At 71.8% G+C, this 15,868-nt stretch carries 11 protein-coding genes; 8 read left to right on the top strand and 3 right to left on the bottom strand.

Annotation, left to right across the window (positions count from 1 at the left end; all coding sequences use genetic code 11):
• Positions 1 to 6 precede the first annotated feature (6 nt).
• The 8 genes from ACGFMP_RS18705 (at position 7) to ACGFMP_RS18740 (ending at position 10,831) form a co-directional block, all read left to right on the top strand.
• Positions 7 to 1,209, top strand: a complete 1,203-nt coding sequence (locus ACGFMP_RS18705; RefSeq protein WP_393673561.1) for an ROK family protein — start codon at positions 7 to 9, stop codon at positions 1,207 to 1,209.
• A gap of 138 nt (positions 1,210 to 1,347) precedes the next feature.
• Positions 1,348 to 2,445, top strand: a complete 1,098-nt coding sequence (locus tag ACGFMP_RS18710) for a sugar ABC transporter substrate-binding protein (RefSeq protein WP_393673562.1) — start codon at positions 1,348 to 1,350, stop codon at positions 2,443 to 2,445.
• A gap of 249 nt (positions 2,446 to 2,694) precedes the next feature.
• On the top strand, positions 2,695 to 3,483 hold the full coding sequence (locus ACGFMP_RS18715) for an ATP-binding cassette domain-containing protein (RefSeq protein WP_393673563.1): 789 nt from the start codon (positions 2,695 to 2,697) through the stop codon (positions 3,481 to 3,483).
• Positions 3,484 to 3,521: 38 nt separating this feature from the next.
• Positions 3,522 to 4,766: a sugar ABC transporter permease gene (locus ACGFMP_RS18720; protein WP_393673778.1), complete on the top strand. Its 1,245-nt coding sequence runs from the start codon at positions 3,522 to 3,524 to the stop codon at positions 4,764 to 4,766.
• 248 nt (positions 4,767 to 5,014) lie between these two features.
• Positions 5,015 to 6,973, top strand: coding sequence for a 1-deoxy-D-xylulose-5-phosphate synthase (gene dxs, locus ACGFMP_RS18725; protein ID WP_393673565.1), 1,959 nt, complete (start codon positions 5,015 to 5,017; stop codon positions 6,971 to 6,973).
• A gap of 159 nt (positions 6,974 to 7,132) precedes the next feature.
• Positions 7,133 to 7,996, top strand: coding sequence for a DsbA family protein (locus ACGFMP_RS18730; protein ID WP_393673566.1), 864 nt, complete (start codon positions 7,133 to 7,135; stop codon positions 7,994 to 7,996).
• 136 nt (positions 7,997 to 8,132) lie between these two features.
• Complete coding sequence (locus tag ACGFMP_RS18735) at positions 8,133 to 9,536, top strand: peptidoglycan-binding protein (protein ID WP_393673568.1); 1,404 nt, start codon at positions 8,133 to 8,135, stop codon at positions 9,534 to 9,536.
• A gap of 338 nt (positions 9,537 to 9,874) precedes the next feature.
• A complete protein-coding gene (locus ACGFMP_RS18740; protein WP_393673570.1) occupies positions 9,875 to 10,831 on the top strand; it encodes an SPFH domain-containing protein in 957 nt (318 codons plus the stop codon).
• Between the two features lie 62 nt (positions 10,832 to 10,893).
• Here ACGFMP_RS18740 and ACGFMP_RS18745 read toward each other — a convergent pair whose 3' ends face one another.
• From ACGFMP_RS18745 to ACGFMP_RS18755, 3 genes are all read right to left on the bottom strand, one after another.
• Positions 10,894 to 13,020, bottom strand: a complete 2,127-nt coding sequence (locus ACGFMP_RS18745) for a 3-hydroxyacyl-CoA dehydrogenase NAD-binding domain-containing protein (protein WP_393673572.1) — start codon at positions 13,018 to 13,020, stop codon at positions 10,894 to 10,896.
• Complete coding sequence (locus ACGFMP_RS18750) at positions 13,017 to 14,237, bottom strand: thiolase family protein (RefSeq protein ID WP_393673574.1); 1,221 nt, start codon at positions 14,235 to 14,237, stop codon at positions 13,017 to 13,019. The genes ACGFMP_RS18745 and ACGFMP_RS18750 overlap by 4 nt, the downstream gene beginning before the upstream one ends.
• 259 nt (positions 14,238 to 14,496) lie before the next feature.
• Positions 14,497 to 15,771, bottom strand: coding sequence for an HRDC domain-containing protein (locus tag ACGFMP_RS18755; RefSeq protein WP_393673576.1), 1,275 nt, complete (start codon positions 15,769 to 15,771; stop codon positions 14,497 to 14,499).
• Positions 15,772 to 15,868 lie beyond the last annotated feature (97 nt).

Consider the following 15,868-nt stretch of genomic DNA (forward strand, 5'->3'; position numbering starts at 1 on the left):
GATGTCGTGGAGACTCCGGGATCGCAGTCGTCACTGCACCGGGCCAATCTCGAACGCGTGGTGCGCGCCGTCCGGCTGGCCGGATCACTCACCCAGGCGGAGATCGCCCGCAGTACGGGTCTGTCGGCCGCGACCGTGTCCAATATCGTGCGCGAGCTGCGGGACAACGGAACGGTGCAGGTCACGCCGACCTCCTCGGGGGGTCGGCGGGCGCGCAGCGTGGCGCTGTCCGGTGACGCCGGCATCGTGGTCGGGGTCGACTTCGGCCACTCCCACCTGCGGGTGGCGGTCGGCAACCTGGCCCACCAGGTGCTGGCCGAGCAGTCGGAGCCGATCGACGTGGACGCCTCCGCGTCCCAGGGCTTCGACCGGGCCGAGCAGCTGGTGGCCAGGCTGGTGGAGTCCACCGGCATCAGCGCCGAGAAGGTGCTGGGCGTCGGCCTCGGGGTGCCGGGGCCGATCGACGTGGAGACGGGGGCGCTCGGCTCGACGGCGATCCTGCCGGGCTGGAGCGGTATCAACCCGCGCCAGGAGATGTCCGATCGGCTGGGCGTGCCGGTCCAGGTGGACAACGACGCCAACCTCGGCGCGCTCGGCGAGCTGGTCTGGGGCGGCGGCCGCGGGGTCAAGGACCTGGCCTACATCAAGGTGGCCAGCGGTGTCGGCGCCGGCCTGGTGATAGACGGCCGGATCTACCGCGGCCCCGGTGGCACGGCCGGTGAGATCGGTCACATCACGCTCGACGAGTCGGGTCCCGTCTGCCGCTGCGGCAACCGCGGCTGCCTGGAGACCTTCACCGCGGCGCGCTACGTGCTCGAGCTCCTGCGGGGCAGCCACGGCGACGGCTTGACGGTGCCGCGGATGGTCCAGCTGGCCCGTGAGGGCGACCCGGGCTGCCGCCGGGTGACGGGTGACGTCGGGCGGCATATCGGGATGGGCGTGGCCAGTCTGTGCAATCTTCTCAACCCCAGCCGGATCGTCCTGGGCGGCGATCTGGCGGAGGCGGGGGAGCTGGTGCTCGGCCCGATAAGGGAGTCGGTGTCCCGCTACGCCATCCCCAGCGCCGCCCAGCGGCTGTCCGTGGTGCCGGGTGCGCTGGGCGCACGGGCGGAGGTTCTGGGAGCACTTGCCCTGGTTTTGAGCGAAATGGGCGATTCGACCCTTCTGGACGGTAATCATGCAGTTGACACACCGGTCTTTTCGGCATAACTGAGCGTTCACACAGCTAACGAAACGCGCCGTTGCCATCTCGTTAAGTGTTTACTTCTTGACGACAGGCCGTCAGCCGGAGTTGACTCACAGCACCTCGGCCGCGGTGTTGCGGCCCTGTCAGGGAGGCAACCTCACATGCACGCAATGACGCGTCGAATCGTCGTCGGGACGGCAGCTGTTTCCATCGCGCTCACCATGGCCGCCTGCGGTAAGGCCGGCGGTGACGACAAGGGTTCCTCCAGCAGTGGTGACAAGGCCAACAAGTCCATCGGCCTGCTGCTGCCGGAGAACGCCACGACCCGGTACGAGAAGTTCGACAAGCCGCTGATCGAGAAGAAGATCGCCGAGCTGTGCCCCGACTGCAACGTGCAGTACGACAACGCGGCCGGTGACCCCGCCAAGCAGGCGCAGCAGGTCAGCAGCATGATCGCCAAGGGTGTGAAGGTCCTCATCCTGGACGCCCAGGACTCGACCGGCATCAAGTCGTCCGTCCAGGCCGCCGTGGACAAGGGCATCAAGGTCGTCGCCTACGACCGCCTCGCCGAGGGCCCGATCTCCGCCTACGTCAGCTACGACAACGAGAAGATCGGTGAGCTGCAGGGCCAGGCGCTGCTCGACGCCATGGGCCCGAAGGCCACGCCGTCCGCCAACGTTGTCATGATCAATGGCGACCCGGCCGACCCGAACGCCGCCATGTTCAAGGCCGGCGCCCACAAGATCCTCGACGGCAAGGTGAAGATCGCCTACGAGCAGTCGGGTCTGTGGAAGGACACCGTCGCGGCGCAGAAGATGTCCGCGGCGATCACCCAGCTCGGCAAGAACAACATCGCCGGCGTCTACTCCGCCAACGACGGAATGGCCGGTGGTATCGCCACCTCGCTCAAGGGCCAGGGCATCAACCCGCCGCTGACCGGTCAGGACGCCGAGCTCGCGGGTGTCCAGCGGCTGCTCTCCGGCACCCAGACCAGCACGATCTACAAGCCCTACGCGCCTGAGGCCGACGCCACCGCCGAGATCGCGGTCGACCTGGTCAACGGCAAGGACTTCAAGTCCGTCGCGGACACCACCGCCAAGCAGGTCGGCGGTGCCGAGATCCCGGCGAAGCTGCTGCCCGCCTTCTCGGTGACCAAGGCCAACATCAAGGACACCGTGGTCAAGGACGGTCTGTACACCAAGGACCAGATCTGCACCACGGACTTCGCCTCGGCCTGCGCCGCCGCCGGCATCTCCTAGTCCGGCAACCGCGGATCGGGCCGGTTCCACGGCCTGAACCGCAACCGTGAGCCTGTCCGGCGCCCCACCCCGACAAAACACCCCGCTAGGGGCGGGGCGCCGGACGGAAACGCTTGCGGAAGCACCACTCGGGGCAGGGGGTCTACCCCTTCCCCGTTCACTTTGTAATCCTGTGCTTCTTGCACTAACTCCGCGGCTGTTCAGTTCAGTTCAGTACGCGGCATCCCCGCCGGTCAGGCGGCGAAGGAGATGGTTCACGTGTCCGCTACGCCCGTGCTGGCGTTGCGCGGAGTCTCCAAGCGATTCGGTGCGGTCCAGGCCCTCACCGATGTCGAGTTGGAGGTCCACGCCGGAGAAGTCGTCGCCCTCGTTGGTGACAACGGAGCCGGTAAGTCGACCCTGGTCAAGACCATCGCGGGCGTTCACCCCGTCGACGAGGGCATCATCGAGTGGGAAGGCCGGCCGGTGCACATCAACCGGCCGCAGGACGCCCAGGGTCTCGGTATCGCCACCGTCTACCAGGACCTCGCGTTGTGCGACAACCTCGACGTTGTCGGCAATCTCTACCTCGGCCGCGAGCTGCTGCGCTACGGCAGCCTCGACGAGGTCACGATGGAAAAGCGCTCCCGCGAACTTCTGAACACGCTGTCGATCCGCATCCCCAGCGTCAGAATCCCGATAGCCAGCCTTTCCGGCGGCCAGCGCCAGGTGGTGGCCATCGCCCGCGCGCTGATCGGCGACCCGAAGGTCGTCATCCTCGACGAGCCGACCGCCGCCCTCGGTGTCGAGCAGACCGCCCAGGTGCTCGACCTGGTCGAGCGGCTGCGCGAGCGCCGCCTCGGCGTGATCCTGATCAGCCACAACATGGCCGATGTCACGGCCGTCGCCGACACCGTCCACGTGTTGCGCCTCGGCAGGAACAACGGTGCCTTCCCGGTCAAGGGCACCACCAACGAACAGATCATCGCCGCGATCACCGGTGCCACGGACAACGCCGTGACCCGCCGGCTGTCGCGTAACGCGGAGGCAACCCAGTGAGCGACAAGACCACGACGCGCCGCAGGCCGCGGGACGAGATGCCGCCGCCGGCCGTTGCAGCGGTCGACCCCCGACTGCTGGTACGTGAGGAGGGCTTCAAGGGCTACCTCACCGAGTTCAAGCGCAAGCTCAAGGGCGGCGAGCTGGGCTCGATGCCGGTCATCATCGCGCTGATCATCATCTGGACCATCTTCCAGCTCAAGGACAGCCTGTTCCTGAGCTCGGCGAACATGGTCAACATCGTCTACTTCATGTCCGGCACCGGCATGCTCGCGGTCGGCCTGGTCTTCGTGCTGCTGCTCGGCGAGATCGACCTGTCGGTGGCCTCGGTCAGCGGTCTCGCCTCGGCGGTCTTCGCCAGCCTCAGCGTCACCCACGGCATGAACGCCTGGGTGGCCGTGGTGCTGACGGTCCTCACCGGTATCGCGATCGGCGCCATCCACGGCTTCTTCTTCGCCAAGATAGGCGTGCCCGCGTTCGTCGTGACCCTGGCGGGCTTCCTCGGCTGGACCGGTCTGATGCAGTACCTGCTGCGCGGCACCGGCAGCCTCACGATCCAGGACAAGGGCCTGCTCCACATCCTGGGCCAGCGCTCCTTCTTCATGGACCAGAGCATCGCCGGCGCCTACATCCTGGCCACCCTGGGCGTCGCCGCCCTGCTGATCAGCTCGCTGATCGACCAGGGCCGCCGCCGGGGCGCGGGTGTGCCCTACCGGCCCACCAGCGAGATCCTGGTGCGCACCGTCGCGCTGGCCGTCGTGGCCTACGTCGCCGCGTACGTGCTCAACAAGTCGGCCGGTGTGCCGAACGCCCTGGTGATCTTCCTCGCCACCCTGGTGATCTGCGACTTCGTGCTGCGCCGCACCACCTTCGGCCGCAAGGTCTTCGCGGTCGGCGGCAGCATCGAGGCGGCCCGCCGCGCCGGTATCAACGTCGCCATGATCCGTATCGTGGTCTTCGCGATCTCCGGCGGCTTCGCGGCCATCGGCGGCCTGTTCCTGGCCGGCCAGACCTACACCGCGACCCTCCAGGCCGGTACCGGCAACCTGCTGATGCTCGCCATCGCCGCAGCCGTCATCGGCGGTACGAGCCTGTTCGGCGGCCGCGGCAACGTCTGGTCCGCCCTGCTCGGCATGCTGGTCATCCAGTCCATCCAGACCGGTCTCGACCTGCTGAACATGGACCAGTCGATCCAGTACATGATCACCGGCGCGGTCCTGCTCGCCGCCGTGGTCGTCGACTCGGTGTCCCGCCGTACCCAGCGGTCCTCCGGCCGGGCGTAACACCCCGCCGGTGCGCGGCGGTTCGCCGCCGCGCCCACCGCAAGGACAACCGCACGCACGTCCCGCACCGCCGGGCGGACCTGGACCTCCAGGACCGCCCGGCGGTTTGGCGTGCGCGGGCGCGCGGAAAGAGGGCAGGCATCGCGGTGACGGACGTCATCGCCGGGGGCGCCCGACGCGCCGGTAACCGGAACATTAGACTCGTCCAAGGCCAGATCGGCCGGGATCGACAGGCAGAGGAGGAACGGGTGGCAGTGCTGACCCGTATCAACGGACCCCGTGACCTCGACCGGCTCGGCCAGCAGGAGCTCGTGGAGCTGGCGGCCGAGATCCGCTCCTTCCTCGTCGAGGCGGTCTCCAAGACCGGCGGCCACCTCGGCCCCAACCTCGGCGTGGTGGAGCTGACGATCGCCCTGCACCGGGTCTTCCACTCGCCGCAGGACCGCATCCTTTTCGACACCGGGCACCAGACCTACGTCCACAAGCTGCTGACCGGCCGCCAGGACTTCGCCAGGCTCAAGAGCACCGGCGGCCTGTCCGGCTACCCCTCACGCGCCGAGTCCGACCACGACGTGATCGAGAACAGCCACGCCTCGACCGTGCTGGGCTGGGCCGACGGACTGGCCAAGGCCAACGAGATCCAGGACCGCGACGACCACGTCGTCGCCGTCATCGGCGACGGTGCGCTGACCGGCGGCATGGCCTGGGAGGCGCTGAACAACATCGCCGCCGCCAAGGACCGGCCGCTGGTGATCGTGGTCAACGACAACGAGTGGTCGTACTCGCCGACGATCGGCGGCCTCGCCAACCACCTGGCCACCCTGCGCACCACGGACGGCTACGAGCAGTTCCTGGCCCGCACCAAGGAGGTCCTGGAGCGCACGCCGCTCATCGGCCGCCCGCTCTACGAGACCCTGCACGGCGCCAAGAAGGGCCTGAAGGACTTCATCACCCCGCAGGGGATGTTCGAGGACCTGGGCCTGAAGTACGTCGGCCCCATCGACGGGCACGACATCGAGGCCGTGGAGTCCGCGCTCCAGCGCGCGCGGCGCTTCGGCGGCCCCGTGATCGTGCACTGCATCACCGAGAAGGGCCGCGGCTACACCCCGGCCGAGCGCGACGAGACCGACCGCTTCCACGGTATCGGCCCGATCCACCCCGACACCGGGCTGCCCATCGCCGCCGGCGGCGCCGACTGGACCTCGGTCTTCGGCGACGAGATGCTGGAGCTGGGCAAGGAGCGCTCCGACATCGTGGCCATCACCGCCGCGATGCTGCACCCGGTGGGCCTGACCAAGTTCGCCGCCGCCTTCCCCGACCGGGTCTTCGACGTCGGCATCGCCGAGCAGCACGGAGCCGTCTCGGCCGCGGGCCTTGCCACGGGCGGCCTGCACCCGGTGTTCGCCGTCTACGCGACCTTCCTCAACCGGGCCTTCGACCAGGTGCTGATGGACGTGGCCCTGCACAAGTGCGGTGTCACCTTCGTCCTCGACCGGGCAGGCGTGACCGGCAGCGACGGCCCCAGCCACAACGGCATGTGGGACATGTCGCTCCTGCAGATCGTGCCCGGCCTGCGGATGGCCGCGCCGCGCGACGCCGACCAGGTCAGGGCGCAGCTGCGGGAGGCCGTCGAGGTCGAGGACGCCCCCACCGTGGTCCGCTACTCCAAGGGCGCGGTCGGACCCGCCGTCGCCGCGGTCCGCCGGATCGGCGGCATGGACGTGCTGCGCGAGCCGGCCGGCGACGGGCAGCCCGATGTGCTGCTGGTCTCGGTCGGCGCGCTGGCCCCGATGTGCCTGGAGATCGCCGCGCTGCTCGACGCGCAGGGCATCACCAGCACCGTGGTCGACCCGCGCTGGGTCAAGCCGGTGGACGCCGAGCTGCCGGGCCTCGCGGCCAGGCACCGGCTGGTCGTCACCGTCGAGGACAACGGCAGGGTCGGCGGCGTCGGCTCGACCATCGCCCAGACACTGCGTGACGCCGAGGTGGACGTCCCGCTGCGCGACTTCGGCATCCCGCCGGAGTTCCTGGCGCACGGCTCGCGCAAGGACGTCATGGCCTCGATCGGCCTGACGGCGCCGGACATCGCCCGCCAGGTCACCGGCGTGGTCGCCACCATCGACGGCCGCTTCGCCGACGAGGCGTCCGGTCCCGCCGGCGCGTCGGCGGACGCGGAGAGCACCACCGCCGGGCTCGCACAGGACTGACAGGAGCACGCCGGGCCGCTCGCCCGGGCGAGCGGCCCGCCGCGTCGGCCGAACCGCCGTGCGTGCTTTCGCCGCGGCCCGGGAGCCCCGTTAACGGGGCTCCCGGGACCGATGGTAGAAATGCGCGAGAGCAGTGCGGATGATCGAGGTGGCGTAGCAATGACGGAGTCCAAGGGACCCGACACTCCGGGCGGTTCGGCGGCCCCGAAGAAGAAGCGCAAGACCCTGTTCGACCGGCTGCGCCCTTACACGATCGGTGTGGTGGCGATGGTCGTGGTCTTCGGCGGGTCGGCGGTGATCGGCGCGCACGTCCGCGGCAACAAGGACACCAAGGTCTCGGAGCCGAGCGGCGCCGTGGCCGCCGCGCAGCCGCCGACCGCGCCCCCGGCCGACGGCGCGTCCCCGAGCCCCACGGCCCCCGCGGGCCCCAAGCTCGCAGTCCCGGTGCGCCCGTCGGTCCCGGTCACCGTCACGGTCTACGAGGACCTGCGCAGCCCCGACTCCAAGGCCTTCCAGGAGGAGTACGCGGCGACCTTCGCGCAGCTGCTGACGACCGGCCAGGTGCAGTTCGAATACCGCCTGGTGACCGCGTCCGACAAGCAGTACGGCGGGTCCGGCGCCCTGGTGGCGGCTAACGCCGCGGCCTGCGCCCAGGACCAGAGCCGCTTCACCGCCTTCGTCGACGAGGTGTGGAAGAACCAGCCCACCGACCCCAAGAGCGACGCGCTGGCGAGCGAGAAGCTGATGAAGAGGCTGGCCGCCAAGGCGGGCAAGATCAAGACCGCCAGCTTCGACCCGTGCATCGAGCAGCGCGACCACGAGGGCTGGGTGGACAAGTCGCAGCAGGACTTCGCGGCTGCGGGACTCGGCACGGTCCCGGTCGTCCAGGTCAACGGCGTCACGGTGAAGGACGTGCACTCCTCGCTGACCCCGGCGAAGCTGCGCGACCAGATCACCAAGGAGGCCAAGCGGGTCATCGCGCTCCAGGCCACCCCGACGGAGACCCCGGCGCTGGCCGGCTGACGCCCCTTCGGTTCCCCGCCGCTCCCCGCGGTCGGCAGTCACTCCTTTTTGCTCGCGTCTGCCCGGGTTCGTCAACTTTTTGGCGAAACCGGGTAGTAAGAGCATGTGACGCCCGATCACGGAGGAGTGGTTTGCCATGCCGGTACCGGTGTTCGAGGACGTCGAACCGCCGCCCGGGTGCGGCTGCGAGGGCTGTGCCCGGCAGCGGCTCGCCGAGTCCATGGCCCGTGACACCCGCGGAGTGGGCAGCACCGTCGCCACCAGGGCGCTGGTGGTGGCCGCCGCGGCCGGCACCGCGCTGGGCGGCGCCTCCGCGGCCGTCGCCGCCGTGCCCCGCCCCGCAGGGGTCACCGGCCACGCCACGGGCCGGGGCACCCACGCCGTGGCAGCGGCCGCCGCACCGCTGCGGCTGACCCGTGCCCGGATCCTGCAAAGGGCCAGGACCTGGGTGACGGCCAGGGTGCCCTACAGCATGACCGATCACTGGAAGGACGGTTACCGGCAGGACTGCTCCGGCTTCGTCTCCATGGCGTGGGGCCTCGGCTTCAGCGCCTGGACCGGGAACCTGCCCGACTACGGGGTGCGCATCACCCGCGCCCAGCTGCGCCCAGGCGACATCCTGCTCTTCCACAACAGGGCCGACCCGCAGAAGGGCTCCCACACCCTGATCTTCACGGGCTGGGCGAACGCCGCCCACACCCGCTACACCGCCTACGAGCAGACCGCCCCGGGCACCAGGGCCAAGACCACGCCCTACGCCTACTGGGACCACTCGGCGAAGTACATCCCGTACCGCTACCGCTATCTGGCCGGCAGGCACGCTGCCACGACGGGCGGCCCGGCCGGTGCCCGCCACCCGGGCGGGGCGGCTCCCGGCGGCGGCCGCGCCGACACCACGGTCACCCGGCTGGGCACCCTGCTGATCGGCCGCGGCGCCGGCGCCTACTACCGGGTCGGTCCGGGCCCTTCGTGGTCCTCGGCGGACCGCGACGCCACCGCCGCCTTCCAGCGCGCCCAGGGCTGGAAGGGCAGCGCCGCCGACGGCGTGCCGGGACCCACCACCTGGTCCTACCTGCTCCACCACAAGGGCCACGACATCGCGAACGGTTCCAGCCCCACCCGTACGCATACCGGCCCTGACACCGGCGCGGGCGGCTCCCGCCACACCGGCACCCACACCGGCCCTGGCGGCTCCCGCCACACCCGTACGCGTACCAGCGCGGCCGCGGACACCGGCGCGGGCGGCTCCCGCCGCTCCGGCACCCACACGGGAGCGGGCCAGGACACCGGCGGCGGTACGTCCGCGGTCCCGCCCTACCCCGAAGCCGGTGCCTTCCGGCCCGGGGCCCGCAACGACAGCGTCCTGGCGCTCGGGCGCCGGCTGGTCGCCAAGGGCTTCGGCGCCGGCTACCGCCCCAGCGGCACCTGGCGCGAGACGGACCGGCGCGAGGTCGAGGCCTTCCAGCGGGCCCAGGGCTGGACAGGACGCGCCGCCGACGGACATCCCGGCCCCGAGACGTGGAGGCGACTGTTCTCGTGACAGCACCCGGCACCGCCGCACACACCGGCCACCCCGAGCCACCCCCCGGCTCCGCACACCCCGAGCCGACCGACCGCTCCGACAGGACCGGGCGGTCCGCGGGCCCCGACCGGTCCGGGGACGCCGCTCGGTCCGGGGACGCCGATCGCGCTGACCGGCCGGAGCCGGCCGGCCTCGGCCCGAGCCCCCGTCCGGCTGCGGCCGCGGGCCCCGACCGGACCCGGTCCCGGGCCGCCGACGACGCGCCCGCAGAGCCCGGCCAGCCCGCGCCCGCAGAAGGCGCCGACCCGGCGGCCGGACCTGGTCGCGCAGGGCAGGCCGAGGTGCCCGGTCAGGCCGTGGGGTCCGCGGCCGACCAGACGTTGCTGATGCCGCGCGTCCTGGCGCCCGCCGACGCCGTCACCGAGCGGCCGGGGCCGTGCCTGCCGGGCTGGACGGCGGGCGTCGCCCTGCTCACCGCAGTCCTGGCCGCGGCCTGGCTGCTGTGGCGGGCCGCCCTGCTGCCGCTGCCGCCGCTCGGCGGCCTGCTCCCCGACCCGCCGGGTGACGCGGCCCGAGGGAGCGGCCTGTGGAGCGGCCTGGTCCTCATCGGCACGGTCGCAGCCCTCGCGGGCAGCGGCCTGGTGCGCGGCAGGCCGGGCAGCGTGTGGATGCTCACCCGGTGCGGCGGCTACCGCGGGACGGTGCGCCGCACCGGACTGCTCTGGATCAGCCCGCTGATCCGGCGCCGCCGGATGGACGTGTCGCTCCGGCATTGGCGCAGCCGCCCGATCGACGCCGTCGACGCGCACGGCACGCCGGTCCAGGTCACCGTGCTGCTGGTGTGGCGGATCAGGGAGACAGCGCGGGCCGCCTTCGCGGTGGACGACTGCACCAGGCTGCTGCGCGAGGAGGTCGAGGCGGCGGTCGCGCGTGCGGTGTCGCGGCGCCCCGCCGACGACTTCCGCGGCAACGCGGGGACGCTGCGGGACTGCGACCGGCTCGGCGACGACCTCGGGCGGCTGGTGTCCGCGTCGATGCGCGAGGTGGGCGTGGAGGTCTTCTCGGTGACCCCGGTCCGGCTGGAGTACGCACCCGATGTCGCGGCGGCGATGCGCCGGGCCAGGATCGCGACCCTGGAGGCCAGGCAGCGCAAGGCGGTGCTCGACGACGTGCTGACCGCGGTGGCGGACACCCTGCGCGGGATCACCGAGCGCGGACTCGTGGAGCTGGACGACTACGAGCGCAAGTCGCTGGTCCGGGATCTGACGGTGGCCCTGCTGGCGACTCCGGAGCCCGCGGGCCGGCCGCACTAGGCCCTGGACATGCGGAAGGGGGGCGGGGCCGATGCGGCCCCGCCCCCCTTCGCGCGGCCGCGTCAGGCCGGAACGCTCGCCACGCCGGGGGCGAGGAAGGGCTTGCCGTTCACCCGCTGCGAGACGCCCTCACGGTCGAGGTAGGGGGTCACACCGCCCAGGTGGAACGGCCAGCCGGCACCGGTGATCAGGCACAGGTCGATGTCCTGCGCCTCGGCGACCACACCCTCGTCCAGCATCAGCCCGATCTCCTGGGCCACCGCGTCCAGCACCCGGTCGCGCACCTGCTGCTCGGTCAGCACGCTGTCGCCCTGCACGAGCAGCGCGGCGACCTCCGGGTCCAGTTCGGGGCGGCCGGAGTCGTAGACGTAGAAGCCGCGCTTGCCGGCCTTGACGACCGCCGCCAGGTTCTCCGAGACGGTGAAGCGGTCGGGGAAGGCGCCGTGCAGGGTCTGCGAGACGTGCAGGCCGATGGCGGGGCCGACCAGTTCGAGCAGCACCAGCGGGGACATCGGCAGGCCCAGCGGCTCGATGGCCTTCTCGGCGACCGCCACCGGGGTGCCCTCGTCGATGACGTTCTGGATCTCGCCCATGAAGCGGGTCAGGATCCTGTTGACGACGAAGGCCGGGGCGTCCTTGACCAGCACCGCGGTCTTGCGGAGCTTCTTGGCCACCGCGAAGGCCGTGGCCAGGGACGGGTCGTCGGTGCCCGCGCCGCGGACGATCTCCAGCAGCGGCAGCACCGCGACCGGGTTGAAGAAGTGGAAGCCGACCACCCGCTCGGGGTGCTCCAGCTTCGCGGCCATCTCGGTCACCGACAGGGACGAGGTGTTGGTGGCCAGGATCGCGTCCGGGCGGACCACCGCCTCCAGTTCTGCGAAGACCTTCTGCTTGACGCCCAGTTCCTCGAAGACCGCCTCGATGACGAAGTCCGCGTCACCGAAGGCCGTGGCCTTGTCGAGGTGCCCGGTCACCAGCCCCTTGAGCCGGTTGGCCTGGTCCTGGCCGATCCGGCCCTTGGCGAGCAGCTTGTCGACCTCGCCGTGGACGTAGCCCACGCCCTTGTCGATCCGCTCCTGGTCGATGTCGGTCAGCACCACGGGCACTTCGAGGCGGCGGGCGAACAGCAGTGCCAGCTGGGAGGCCATCAGCCCCGCGCCGACCACGCCGACCTTGCCCACCGGGCGGGCCAGTGCCTTGTCGGGGGCGCCGACCGGGCGCTTGCCGCGCCGCTGCACCAGGTTGAAGGCGTAGATGCCGCTGCGCAGCTCGCCGCCCATGATGAGGTCGGCGAGGGCGGCGTCCTCGGCGTCGAAGCCCCTGCCCAGGTCGCCGTCCTTGGCCGCCGCGATGATGTCGAGCGCGCGGTAGGCGGCGGGGGCCGCACCGTGCACCTTGCCGTCGGCGATGAAGCGCCCGCGGGCGACGGCCTGGTCCCAGGCCTCGCCGCGGTCCACCTCGGGGCGTACGACCTCGATCTCGCCCTTGAGCACGGCCGCGGTCCACACCAGCGACTGCTCGAGGAAGTCCGCGGCCTCGAAGAGGGCGTCCGCGATGCCGAGGTCGAGGACCTGCGCGCCCTTGAGCTGGCGGTTCTGGTTGAGGGAGTTCTCGATGATCACGGTGACCGCGCGGTCCGCGCCGATCAGGTTGGGCAGCAGCGCGCAGCCGCCCCAGCCGGGCACCAGGCCGAGGAAGACCTCGGGCAGCGAGAAGGCCGGCACCGAGGCGGAGACGGTGCGGTAGGTGCAGTGCAGGCCGACCTCGACGCCGCCGCCCATCGCGGCACCGTTGTAGTAGGCGAACGTGGGCACCGCGAGCGAGGACAGCCGCCGGAAGACGTCGTGGCCGCCCTTGCCGATGGCGAGCGCGTCCTCGTGGCGCTTCAGCAGTTCCACGCCTTTGAGGTCGGCGCCGACCGCGAAGATGAAGGGCTTGCCGGTGATGCCGGCGCCGGTGATCGCGCCGTCCGCCGCCTCCTTCTCGACCTGGTCGATCGCCGCGTCCAGGTTGGCGAGGGACTGCGGGCCGAAGGTGGTGGGCTTGGTGTGGTCCAGGCCGTTGTCCAGCGTGATCAGTGCGAAGCGGCCCGCGCCCGGCAGCTCGATGTGCCGCACGTGCGCGCTGGTGACGACCTCGCCGGGGAACAGCTCGGCCGCGCCCTTGAGAAGTTCGGTGGTCGTGGTCACTTGCTGCCTCCGTCGAAGTGCGGGTTCTCCCAGACGACCGTGCCGCCCATGCCGAAGCCGACGCACATCGTGGTGATGCCGTAGCGCACCTGCGGCTGCTCCTCGAACTGCCGGGCCAGCTGCGTCATCAGCCGTACCCCGGAGGAGGCCAGCGGGTGGCCGAACGCGATGGCGCCGCCGTACTGGTTGACCCGGGGGTCGTCGTCGGCGATGCCGTAGTGGTCGAGCAGCGACAGCACCTGGACCGCGAAGGCCTCGTTGACCTCGAAGAGCCCGATGTCGTCGATGCCGAGGCCCGCCTTGGCGAGCGCCTTCTCGGTGGCCGGGATCGGGCCGATGCCCATCACCTCGGGCTCGACGCCCGCGAAGGCGTACGACACCAGGCGCATCCGCACCGGCAGGTCCAGTTCGCGGGCGACGTCCTCGGCGGCGAGCAGCGAGGCGGTCGCACCATCGTTGAGGCCTGCCGCGTTGCCCGCGGTGACCCGGCCGTGCGCGCGGAAGGGCGTCTTGAGCCCGGCCAGCTGCTCCCGCGTGGTGCCGGGCCGCATCGGCTCGTCGGCGGTGGCAAGGCCCCAACCGGTCTCCCCGGCCTCGGGGCTGGTGCGGCGGATCGCGATGGGCACCAGGTCCTGCTGGATCCGGCCGTTGGCGTACGCCTTCGCCGCCTTCTCCTGGCTGCGGACCGCGAACTCGTCGGCCCGCTCCCTGGTCAGCTGCGGGAAGCGGTCGTGCAGGTTCTCCGCGGTCATGCCCATGAACATCGCGGACTCGTCGACCAGCTTCTCCGAGACGAACCGCGGGTTCGGGTCCACGCCCTCGCCCATCGGGTGCCGGCCCATGTGCTCGACGCCGCCTGCGACCACCACGTCGTACGCGCCGAAGGCGATGCCGCCGGCCGTCGTGGTCACCGCGGTCATCGCGCCGGCGCACATCCGGTCGATGGAGAAGCCGGGCACGGTCGTGGGCAGCCCTGCCAGGATCCCGGCGGTCCGGCCCAGGGTCAGCCCCTGGTCGCCGATCTGCGTCGTCGCGGCGACCGCGACCTCGTCGACACGGGCCGGGTCGAGGTCCGGGTTCCGCCGCAGCAGCTCACGGATGCACTTGATCACCAGGTCGTCGGCGCGGGTCTCGTGATAGATGCCCTTCGGGCCCGCTTTGCCGAACGGGGTGCGGACGCCGTCGACGAAGACGACATCCCTCGCAGTACGGGGCACGAGGTACTCCCTCTTGATTGTGTTCGCTCGCCTCCGGGCTTGCACCCGGTGTCGACAGTCGACCGTGCTCGGCCCCTCGTTGCTCGGGGCCTCCGCGCGCTCTCCCTTGCGGCACCGCCGCGCCCTCCGGCTCGCTCACCTGCCCGGGGGCATGGCGGACGAGAGGGCGCGGGCAGCGCGAGAGGGGAACGCGGCTCACACGGTCATGCTACTCATGGGTAACCGCGGAGGACAGCGCAACTCGGCGAAGCGGCGTAGGTCACACCGGCGGCGTATCCGAGTGCTGCTCGCCCGCGGCCGGGCGCGCGGTGAGGGACTTGGTCAGCAGCGGCGTGGTCAGCTCGATCTGCCACGGGCGGGCGCCCAGCGAGGCGAGCGCCTCGGCGACCGCCTCGGGGGACCGGTCACCGGGCGGCGACCAGCACACCCGCCGGACGGTGTCCGGGGTGATCAGATTCTCCTGCGGGAGATTCAGCTCCTCCGCCAGGGCACTGACGGCAGCCCGCGCCGCCGACAGGCGTGCGGCGGCGGCCGGGTCCTTGTCGGCCCAGGCGCGCGGCGGCGGCGGGCCGGTGTACGCGGCCGTCGGCTGCGGCAGCTCGCGCTCCGGCAGCCCCCTGGCCTTGTCGACCGCGGCCTGCCACTGGTCGAGCTGCTTGCGGCCCATCCGGTGCCCGAAACCGGGCAGCGCGGCCAGGGCGTGCACGTTCGGCGGGTTCTCCAGCGCGGCGGCCACGATCGCCGCGTCGCTCAGCACCCGGCCGGGGGAGACGTCCCGCTCGCGGGCGGTGCGGTCGCGGGCCAGCCACAGTTCGCGCACCACGCCGATCTGCCGCCGCCTGCGCACCTTGTGCATGCCGGACGTCCGGCGCCACGGGTCCACCCTGGGCGCCGGCGGAGGGGCGGCGGCGATGGCCGCGAACTCCTGGAGCGCCCAGTCCAGCTTGCCCTGGGTGCGCAGCTCCTCCTCCAGCGCGTCGCGCAGGTCGACCAGCAGCTCGACGTCGAGCGCGGCGTAGCGCAGCCAGGGCTCGGGGAGCGGGCGGGTGGACCAGTCGACCGCCGAGTGGCCCTTCTCCAGGGCGAAGCCGAGCACCTGCTCGACCATGGCGCCGAGGCCGACCCGCGGGAAGCCGGCCAGCCGGCCGGCCAGCTCGGTGTCGAAGAGCGCGGCCGGGCGCATGCCCAGCTCGGCGAGGCAGGGAAGGTCCTGGGTGGCCGCGTGCAGCACCCACTCGGTGCCGCCGAGCGCGGCGTCCAGGGTGGAGAGGTCGGGGCAGCCGACGGGGTCGATCAGCGCGGTCCCGGCTCCGGCGCGGCGCAGCTGGACCAGGTAGGCCCGCTGCCCGTAGCGGTAGCCGGAGGCGCGCTCGGCGTCGACGGCGACCGGGCCGGTGCCCGCGGCGAACGCCGCGACGACGGCTGCGAGAGCCTCCGGGTCCGCGGTCACCGGAGGGATGCCCTCCCGCGGGTCCAGCAGCGGAACCGGCGCCGCGTCTTCTTCCGGGGGTGCGGTGTCTCTGGCGTCGGTCACCAGTCAAGGGTAGCCGTGCCAGGCCCTCAGGGGGTTCGCCGAGGCCGACCCGGTTGCCCCGCCCCTCCCGCGGGCGAGGGAAGAGGGGCGGAACGTT

The organism is Streptomyces sp. NPDC049040 (assembly GCF_043197715.1).
GTDB lineage: Bacteria > Actinomycetota > Actinomycetes > Streptomycetales > Streptomycetaceae > Actinacidiphila.

What these genes read in the sequence shown, in the direction of transcription:
- ACGFMP_RS18710 (WP_393673562.1), top strand. Translation starts at nt 1,348, where the DNA reads ATGCACGCAATGACGCGTCGAATCGTCGTCGGGACGGCAGCTGTTTCC.
- ACGFMP_RS18715 (WP_393673563.1), top strand. Translation starts at nt 2,695, where the DNA reads ATGGTTCACGTGTCCGCTACGCCCGTGCTGGCGTTGCGCGGAGTCTCC.
- ACGFMP_RS18720 (WP_393673778.1), top strand. Translation starts at nt 3,522, where the DNA reads ATGCCGCCGCCGGCCGTTGCAGCGGTCGACCCCCGACTGCTGGTACGT.
- ACGFMP_RS18730 (WP_393673566.1), top strand. Translation starts at nt 7,133, where the DNA reads ATGACGGAGTCCAAGGGACCCGACACTCCGGGCGGTTCGGCGGCCCCG.
- ACGFMP_RS18735 (WP_393673568.1), top strand. Translation starts at nt 8,133, where the DNA reads ATGCCGGTACCGGTGTTCGAGGACGTCGAACCGCCGCCCGGGTGCGGC.